Source organism: Amycolatopsis sp. NPDC024027, from assembly GCF_040638975.1.
GTDB lineage: Bacteria > Actinomycetota > Actinomycetes > Mycobacteriales > Pseudonocardiaceae > Amycolatopsis.
This window is the reverse complement of sequence record NZ_JBEZYY010000005.1, coordinates 251,337-258,661: the sequence shown is the minus strand read 5'-3', so window position 1 is coordinate 258,661 and position 7,325 is coordinate 251,337. Positions and strand designations below refer to the sequence as shown.

The window sequence follows — 7,325 nt, the reverse complement described above, 5'->3', positions numbered from 1 at the left end:
CGTTCTCTTTTTTCTTTTCGGTACCCCCAATCCACCCTTTTTTTACACCCCCCACCTCCTGCCCAGCGCCGTCTCGGCCGGGGTCCCCGAAAACCGGCACTGCGGGAACTCCGCACGAGCGCGGTGTGTAATCTCCGAACGGAAATGGCGACCACCACCGACCCCGCACAGACGCCCTCGACCGGCCTGGCCGAGCGGCTCCGCGTGCCCTCGCGATTCCCCTACCGCACGATCGCGATGGGCACCGTCGGCAGCACCCTGCTGATGGTCGCCGCCCTCGGCGCCGGCGGCATCCTGATCTCCGACCCCGTGCTCGGCCACGGCCCGCTCTCGTGGGTCCGCTACGGCCACGGGCGCATGCTCGCCAACGCCGTCCTCTACACCGGCTTCGGCATGGTCGTGTGGGCGTGGGTCCGGCTCGGCCGCTACGTCCTGGCCGGCCGCATCGGCAGCCGCCCGATCCTGGTCGCCGCCGGGTGCTGGATGGCGCCGCTGCTGGTGTCGCCGCCGCTGTTCACCCGCGACGTCTTCTCCTACCTCGGCCAGGGCGCCCAGCTGCTCTACGGGCTCGACCCGTACGCCAACGGCCCCGCCGAGCTCGACGTGCTGCCGAACGTCGTGCAGAACGTCCACCCGCTCTGGCAGACCACCCCGGCCCCGTACGGGCCGCTGTTCCTGCTGATCTCCAAGGGCGTCGTCGCCACCACCGGCGACAACATGATCCTCGGCGTCATCCTGATGCGCGTCGTGCTGCTGGCCGGCCTGGCCGGGACGCTGTGGGCGCTGCCGCGGCTGGTCAAGCACCTCGGCGGCAAGCTCCCGGTCGCGCTGTGGCTCGCGGTGGCCAGCCCGATGATGGTCATCCACCTCTTCGGCGGCCCGCACAACGACCTGATGATGCTCGCGTTCCTCACCGTCGGCGTCCTGGCCGCCCTCGAGCGCAAGCACGTGCTCGCGGTCGTCCTGGTCACGATCGGCATGCTGATCAAGCCCACCGCGGCGATCGCGCTGCCGTTCATCGTCTGGATGTGGGCCAACCACCTCACGGGCGAGTCGAAGGTCCGCAACTTCCTGCGCGCCGGCGCGGCCTCGGTGGGCCTGTTCCTGCCGGTGTTCGTCGCGGGCACGTGGATCTCGCTGGGTTCGCTCAACCTCGGCTGGTGGTCCGGGCTCAAGGCCCCGCAGCTCATCGCGAACTGGCTCAACATCCCCACCGGCATCGGCGAGGTGTTCTACAACCTGGTCCACCTGATCGTGGACGTCCAGGTCTCCCCGTTCGTGACGGTCGCCCGCGCGGCGGGCATGCTCCTGCTGATCGCCATCGGCGCCCGCCAGTGGTGGCTCGCCCGCGACGGCGGCACGGAGGCGGTCTACCGGGCCGGGATCTCGCTCCTGGCGGTCGCGATCCTCATGCCGCCGACCCTCCCGTGGTACCTGACCTGGGGTTTCGTCCTGCTGTCGGCGTTCAAGTGGCAGCCGCGCCACCTGGCGCTCGTGGTGGCGGTGTCGGTGTTCGTGACGCTGGTCTACTACCCGACGGGTGAGCAGGCGCTCTACGACTGGTGGTTCATCGCCGGAGTCATCCTGGCGAGCCTGTACGCGGCGGCTTCACTGCTGCGCCCGGACCCGCTGGGCATCATCGACGCGTGGCGCCGCCCGGAGAAGTTCCTCCGCGACTAGGGTTTCCAGACCCGCCGCACCAGTGATGCAGTGAATGACTCATTCCTGGCGTGTGACGCCAGGAATGAGTCATTCACTGCATCGGGCAGGTGGATCAGGCCGCCCAACCGCTCCACGTGTGGATCTCCGTGACCACCACCGCGTGCTCCGGCGGGCGCTCCGCGTACTGCTCGTACTTCGCCACCAGCCACGACACCGGCTCGGCGCCCGGCGGCTCCACCCGCGCCATCCCGTCCGCCCGCGCCCACCACAACCGCGACCAGTCCTCGGCGTAGCTGTCGACCAGGAAGCACACCGCGGGATTCGACTCGATGTTGCGCAGCCGCCGCAACGCCACCGAAGACTTCGGCTTGTGGTCCACCGCGAACACCACCGTGTCGCCGCGCACCGCGAACGTCACCGGCACCAGGTGCGGCACCCCGTCCGCCGACACCGTCGCCAGCCGCGCCACCCGGGCCGCGGCGAACCGGTCCCGGGCCTCCGCCGAAGAGAGTTTCACGTCAGCGCGGGGGAGTCGAACGTCAGCGTCCCCAGGTCCGCGTCCAGCGTCGCCGGCACCCCCAGCGGCAACGTCGGCGACGACGCCACGTGCCCGAACCCGAACTCCTCCACCAGCGGCACCCCCAGCGGCCCCAGCCGGTCCAGTACCAGCGCCCGCACGTCCGCAGGAGCCCCGCACGCCGCCCACGAACCCAGGACGATCCCGCGCACCCCGGCGAACCAGCCGCTGCGCAGCAGCTGCGTCAGCATCCGGTCCAGCCGGTACACGCTCTCCGTCACGTCCTCCAGCAGCACGATCGCGTCCCGCGCCGACCCGTGCTCCGGCGTCCCGATCCCCGCCGCCAGCAGGGACAGGTTCCCGCCCGTCAACACCCCCGACGCCCGGCCCGGCACCAACGCCGACCCGCCGCGCACCACCAGCGTCCGCTCCGGCTCGAACAGCGAACGCCGCAGGTGCTCGACCGCGAAGTCGTCGAACAGCACGCTCGCCGGCATCGGGGAGAACAAACTGGACAGTCCCAAGTGGACGTTCACCGCCCGGTGCAACGCCGTGATGTCCGACGACCCGGCCAGCACCTTCGGGCCCGCCGCCCGCAGCGCCGCCCAGTCCACCAGGTCCAGCATCCGCTGGACGCCGTAACCGCCCCGCGCCGCCAGCACGCACCGCACCCCGGGGTCCAGCCACGCCTCGGTGAACTCCGCCGCGCGCGCGGCGTCGGCACCGGAGAGGTACGGCGGCGAGCCCGGCTCCGCCCGCACGCACGGCCCGACCCGCACCTCCACGCCCCAGCCGCGCAGCACCGGCAGCGCCTTCTCCAGCAGGTCCGCCGGCACCGGCCCGGCCGGCGCCACCAGCGCCAGCGTGTCGCCGGCCCGCAACCGAGGCGGCCTCACCGCGACAGCTCCAGCCGCGCCACACCCGGCGTCTCGAAGCCGAACACCTGGCCGTAGAACGACAATTCCGCCTCCAATGCCGCCACGATCGTCGCCGCCTGCCGGAATCCGTGCTGTTCCCCGGCGAACCGCTGGTAGGCGTACGGGATCCCGCGCCCGGCCAGCTCGGCCACGAACCGGTCCGCCTGCTCCGGCGGGCAGATCCGGTCCTCCAGTCCCTGCTGGAACAGCACCGGCCCGGCCAGTCTCCCGACGTTCGCCAGCGGCGAACGCTCCACGTAGCGTTGCCGCGCCGCCGGCAGCGGCCCGACCAGACCATCCAGGTACCGCGACTCGAAGTCGTGCGTGTCGCCCTCGGTCCCGGTCCACCCGGCCAGGTCCAGCACCGGGTACATCACCGTGCCCGCCCGGTAGGTCTTCGTCGTCGTCAGCGACGCCGCCGCGGTGAACCCACCCGCGCTGCCGCCACGGATCCCCAGCCGGTCACCGTCGGCCAGCCCGGCCGCCACCAGCGCCTCGGCCACCGCGACGCAGTCGGCGACGTCCACCACGCCCCACTGCTCCCGCAGCCGCTCCCGGTAAGCGCGCCCGGACCCCGTGGACCCGCCGTAGTTCACCGCCGCCACGCCGATGCCGCGGCTGGTGAAGTACGCGATCTCCAGGTCGAGCATGGGGAAGCGCTGCCCGGTCGGGCCGCCGTGGACGTCCACCAGCAGCGGCGGCAGCTCCCCGTCGGGCGCGGCGAAGTCCGGGTTCCGCGGCGGGTACAGCACCACCGGCACGGTCTCGCCGTCGGCCGTGCTGAACACCCGCTCCTGCGGCACCGGCAGGAACGCCGAGGGCAGCTCCGGCTGCGGCGTCAGGTCCGTCACCGCGCCGTCGAGGGAAACGCGCACCACGGCGGACTCCCGGGCCGGCCCGCCCGCGACGCCGGCGACCGTGTCCCCGGCCACCGCGAGTCCCGTCGAAGACCAGGCCGTCAGCTCGTCCGCCACCGGCGCCACGGTGCCGTCCGCCTCGTCGAGCACCGCCAGCCGGCCCGAGGACAGCACCGCGTGCCGCCCGCCGCCCAGCGGCGCGAACCACCGCGACCCCGCCTTCCACAGCGGCCCGCCCAGTTCCTGCTCGACCGGCGCCAGGTTCACCACCGAGCCGTCCAGGCCGACGCGGTGCAGGTTCCACCAGCCGTCCGGGTCCGCCAGCGCCAGCAGTGCGGCCGGTGTCTCCCACTCGACCTGGCACACCGAGACGTCGACGCCACCGGCCAGCACCCGGTGCGGCCCGAACGAACCGTCGGCGGCCACCTCGGCCACGCACAGCTCGGTGCCGTCCCACGGCATCAGCGGGTGGTCCCAGCCGAACCAGGCCGCGTGCCGCCCGTCCGGCGACAGCTTCGGCACGGTCAGGAACCGGTGGCTCGCGCCCAGTACCCGTTCGCCGCCGCCGTCCACGGCGATCGCGACGAGGTCCCGCTCGATGTCGGTGGGACGCGGCCCGGTGCCGCGCTCGCGGACCGCCCACACCTCACCCGGCCGGCCGGCCCGCAGATCGCCGTAGCGGACGCCCTGCGGCTCCGCGGGGGACGGCGTGAGCGCCACCACGCCGATTTCGCTCTGCGCGTACACGCGCTGATCGGCCCAGTGCGTGAACACCACGGAACCCCCGGCGACCGCCCACGGCCGCCCGCCGTACTCGTGCAGCCGGTTGCGGACGTTCCACGGGGCCGGCAGCACGTCCTCGGTACCGCCCGGCACCGCCCGGACCAGCGCGACCCGGCCCTGCTCAGCCGGTCGCGCCTCGGCCCACCACACCTCGTTCCCGACGACGTCGAGCCACTGCGGGCCGCCACCGGCGGCGGCCACTTCGGCGGCGGTGATGGGCGAAGACCAGGTTCCGTACGGAGAGATCCGAGACACCCCCCGAGGCTAGCGGCCCGCGAACGGTGGGGCGGCGGATGCCGATCATGCGCCGGTGGCCTAGGGTCGTCAGTGCTATGTCTCGCGTAATCCACGTCTTCCGCCAGCCGGATCGGTTCGTCGCCGGCACCGTCGGCGAGCCCGGCGATCGCACGTTCTACCTCCAGGCGTCGGAGGACGTGCGCACCATCAGCGTCACCATCGAAAAACAGCAGGTCGTCGTCCTCGCGGAACGGCTGAGCTCGCTGCTGGAGGAGGTGGCCAGCCGGTTCGGCGCCGACGTCCCCGACGACGCCCCCGACGACCTCGTCGACCTCGACCCGCTCACGGTGCCGGTCGAGGAGGAGTTCCGCGTCGGCACCATGGGCCTCGGCTGGGACGCCGACAGCAGCGCCGTCGTCATCGAGCTGCTCGCCATCACCGAGGGCGAGGTCGACGAAACGGTCGTGCTCGACGACACCGAAGAGGGCCCGGACGCCGTCCGCGTCTTCCTCACCCCGGCCGCCGCCCGCGCCTTCGCCGAGCGGGCCGACCGCGTCGTCAACGCCGGCCGCAAGCCGTGCCCGCTCTGCGCCGAGCCGCTCGACCCCACCGGGCACATCTGCCCCCGGCAGAACGGCTACCGGCGCGAAACCGACGCGGGCGAAGAAGACTGACCATGGCGACCGACCCCGCCGACCCCGCGTCCCGCGAACTCGTCACCCACGGCCGCATCGACGTCGAAGGCCGGCTGGTCGACGCCTCCAACGTCACGCTCTTCTGCGCGATCGAGCTCGACGGCGTCACCGGCCGGGTCGTCTACAAGCCGGTGTCGGGGGAGCGGCCGCTGTGGGACTTCCCCGACGGCACCCTGGCCGGGCGCGAGGTCGCCACCGCGATCATCGCCGACGCCGCCGGCATCGGCGCGATCCCGCCGACCGTGCTGCGCGAGGGCCCGTTCGGCCCCGGCATGGTCCAGCTGTGGGTCGAAACCACCGAAGACGACCTGGTGGAAGTCCTGCCGCCCGACGACGTCCCCGACGGCTGGCGCCCGGTGCTGCACGCCCACGACCGGCTCGGCGAACCCGCGGTGCTCGCCCACGCGAACCACCCCGGGCTGCGCGACCTCGCCGTGCTCGACATCGTGGTGAACAACACCGACCGCAAGGGCGGGCACCTCCTGCCCGGCGTCGACGGCCACGTCTACGGCGTCGACCACGGCATCTGCCTGCACACCGACCCCAAGCTGCGGACCGTCCTGTGGGGCTGGATCGGCGAGCCGCTGCCCCCGGACACCGTCGAGAAGCTGCGCAAGCTGCGCTCGGAGCTCGACGGCGGCCTCGGCCAGACCCTCGCCGAGCACATCACCAAGTTCGAGATCCGGGCCCTGGCCGACCGCACCGACGTCCTGCTCGCCGAGGGCATCTTCCCCGAACCGGGCGACGACTGGCGCGCCATCCCGTGGCCCCTCTTCTGATCGACGACGCCGCCCGGGCCCGGCTCGTCGACCGCTTCGGCGCGGCACTGGCCGAGCCGTGGTGCGACGCCCTCCCGGACCTCGTCGCCCGCCTGATCGCCAGGTGGGGGCTGACCGTCCGCGAGGCGCGGCCCGGCAACACCGGCCGCACCCTGCTGTGCACCGGCCCCGGCGGCGACCTGCAGGTCCTCAAGCTGACCCCGGACCCGGAAGTCGCCCGGCTGGAGTTCGCCGGATTGCGGGCCTGGACCGGCTGCACCCGAGCGGTGCAGGTGCTCGGCACCGACCTCGGCGCCGGAGCGATCCTGCTCGAAGGCCTGGTACCCGGCACCGAACTACGCGGCAGGCCGGTCCCGTGGCCGGAAATCGGCGCGCTGCTCACCGAGCTGCACGCGGTCGCGCCCCCGCCCGACCTGCCGCCGCTGACCGAGCGCGTGACCTTCATGTTCGACATCACCGAGCGCACCGTCCCGGGCTCGGCGGCCGAAGCGCACCTGACCCCCGAACTCCTCGCGCGGGCCCGGAGCCGGGCACTCGCCCTCGCCGAAGGCGGCCCGGTCGCGGTCGTGCACGGCGACCTGCACCCGGGCAACGTCCTCGACGCCGGCCCCCGCCGTGGCGTGGTCGCCATCGATCCGCGCCCGAGCGTCGGCGACCCGGCCTTCGACCTCGCCGACTGGCTCTACCTGCCGCTCGCCGCCGGGGGCACGCTCGACGACGGCATCAAGGCACTCCGCCCGCACCTGCCCGGCCTCGACGCCGGCCGCGCCCGCGCGTGGTGCGCCGCTCTGGCGCCACTGGCCGTCCACCCGCCGCTGCGCCGCGGCGAGCACACGCCGTTCACCGCCACCCTGCTGGAGATGGCGCGCTGACCGGCG

Annotated in this window: 7 protein-coding genes; 4 read left to right on the top strand and 3 right to left on the bottom strand. The window is 73.3% G+C overall.

Annotation, left to right across the window (positions count from 1 at the left end; translation table 11 throughout):
* Window positions 1-144: 144 nt before the first annotated feature.
* Complete coding sequence (mptB, locus tag AB0F52_RS15605; protein ID WP_360170282.1) at window positions 145-1,680, top strand: polyprenol phosphomannose-dependent alpha 1,6 mannosyltransferase MptB; 1,536 nt, start codon at window positions 145-147, stop codon at window positions 1,678-1,680.
* 94 nt (window positions 1,681-1,774) lie between these two features.
* Here the strand turns inward: mptB and AB0F52_RS15600 are convergent, their stop codons facing one another.
* The 3 genes from AB0F52_RS15600 to AB0F52_RS15590 are packed head-to-tail and all read right to left on the bottom strand — an operon-like array spanning window position 1,775 to window position 4,991.
* On the bottom strand, window positions 1,775-2,179 hold the full coding sequence (locus AB0F52_RS15600; protein WP_360170279.1) for a TIGR03668 family PPOX class F420-dependent oxidoreductase: 405 nt from the start codon (window positions 2,177-2,179) through the stop codon (window positions 1,775-1,777).
* Window positions 2,176-3,075: an LD-carboxypeptidase gene (locus AB0F52_RS15595; protein WP_360170276.1), complete on the bottom strand. Its 900-nt coding sequence runs from the start codon at window positions 3,073-3,075 to the stop codon at window positions 2,176-2,178. The genes AB0F52_RS15600 and AB0F52_RS15595 overlap by 4 nt, the downstream gene beginning before the upstream one ends.
* Window positions 3,072-4,991: a prolyl oligopeptidase family serine peptidase gene (locus tag AB0F52_RS15590; protein ID WP_360170273.1), complete on the bottom strand. Its 1,920-nt coding sequence runs from the start codon at window positions 4,989-4,991 to the stop codon at window positions 3,072-3,074. Before AB0F52_RS15590 ends, AB0F52_RS15595 begins: the two co-directional genes overlap by 4 nt.
* A 77-nt stretch (window positions 4,992-5,068) precedes the next feature.
* On the opposite strand from AB0F52_RS15590, the gene AB0F52_RS15585 reads away from it, so the two are divergent.
* From AB0F52_RS15585 to AB0F52_RS15575, 3 genes are read left to right on the top strand one after another with little or no spacing between them, the layout of a single operon-like run.
* A complete protein-coding gene (locus tag AB0F52_RS15585; RefSeq protein WP_360170270.1) occupies window positions 5,069-5,647 on the top strand; it encodes a DUF3090 domain-containing protein in 579 nt (192 codons plus the stop codon).
* Window positions 5,648-5,649: 2 nt separating this feature from the next.
* A complete protein-coding gene (locus AB0F52_RS15580) occupies window positions 5,650-6,447 on the top strand; it encodes an SCO1664 family protein (protein ID WP_360170267.1) in 798 nt (265 codons plus the stop codon).
* Window positions 6,432-7,319, top strand: coding sequence for an aminoglycoside phosphotransferase family protein (locus AB0F52_RS15575; RefSeq protein WP_360170264.1), 888 nt, complete (start codon window positions 6,432-6,434; stop codon window positions 7,317-7,319). The genes AB0F52_RS15580 and AB0F52_RS15575 overlap by 16 nt, the downstream gene beginning before the upstream one ends.
* The last annotated feature ends 6 nt before the right edge of the window (window positions 7,320-7,325 follow it).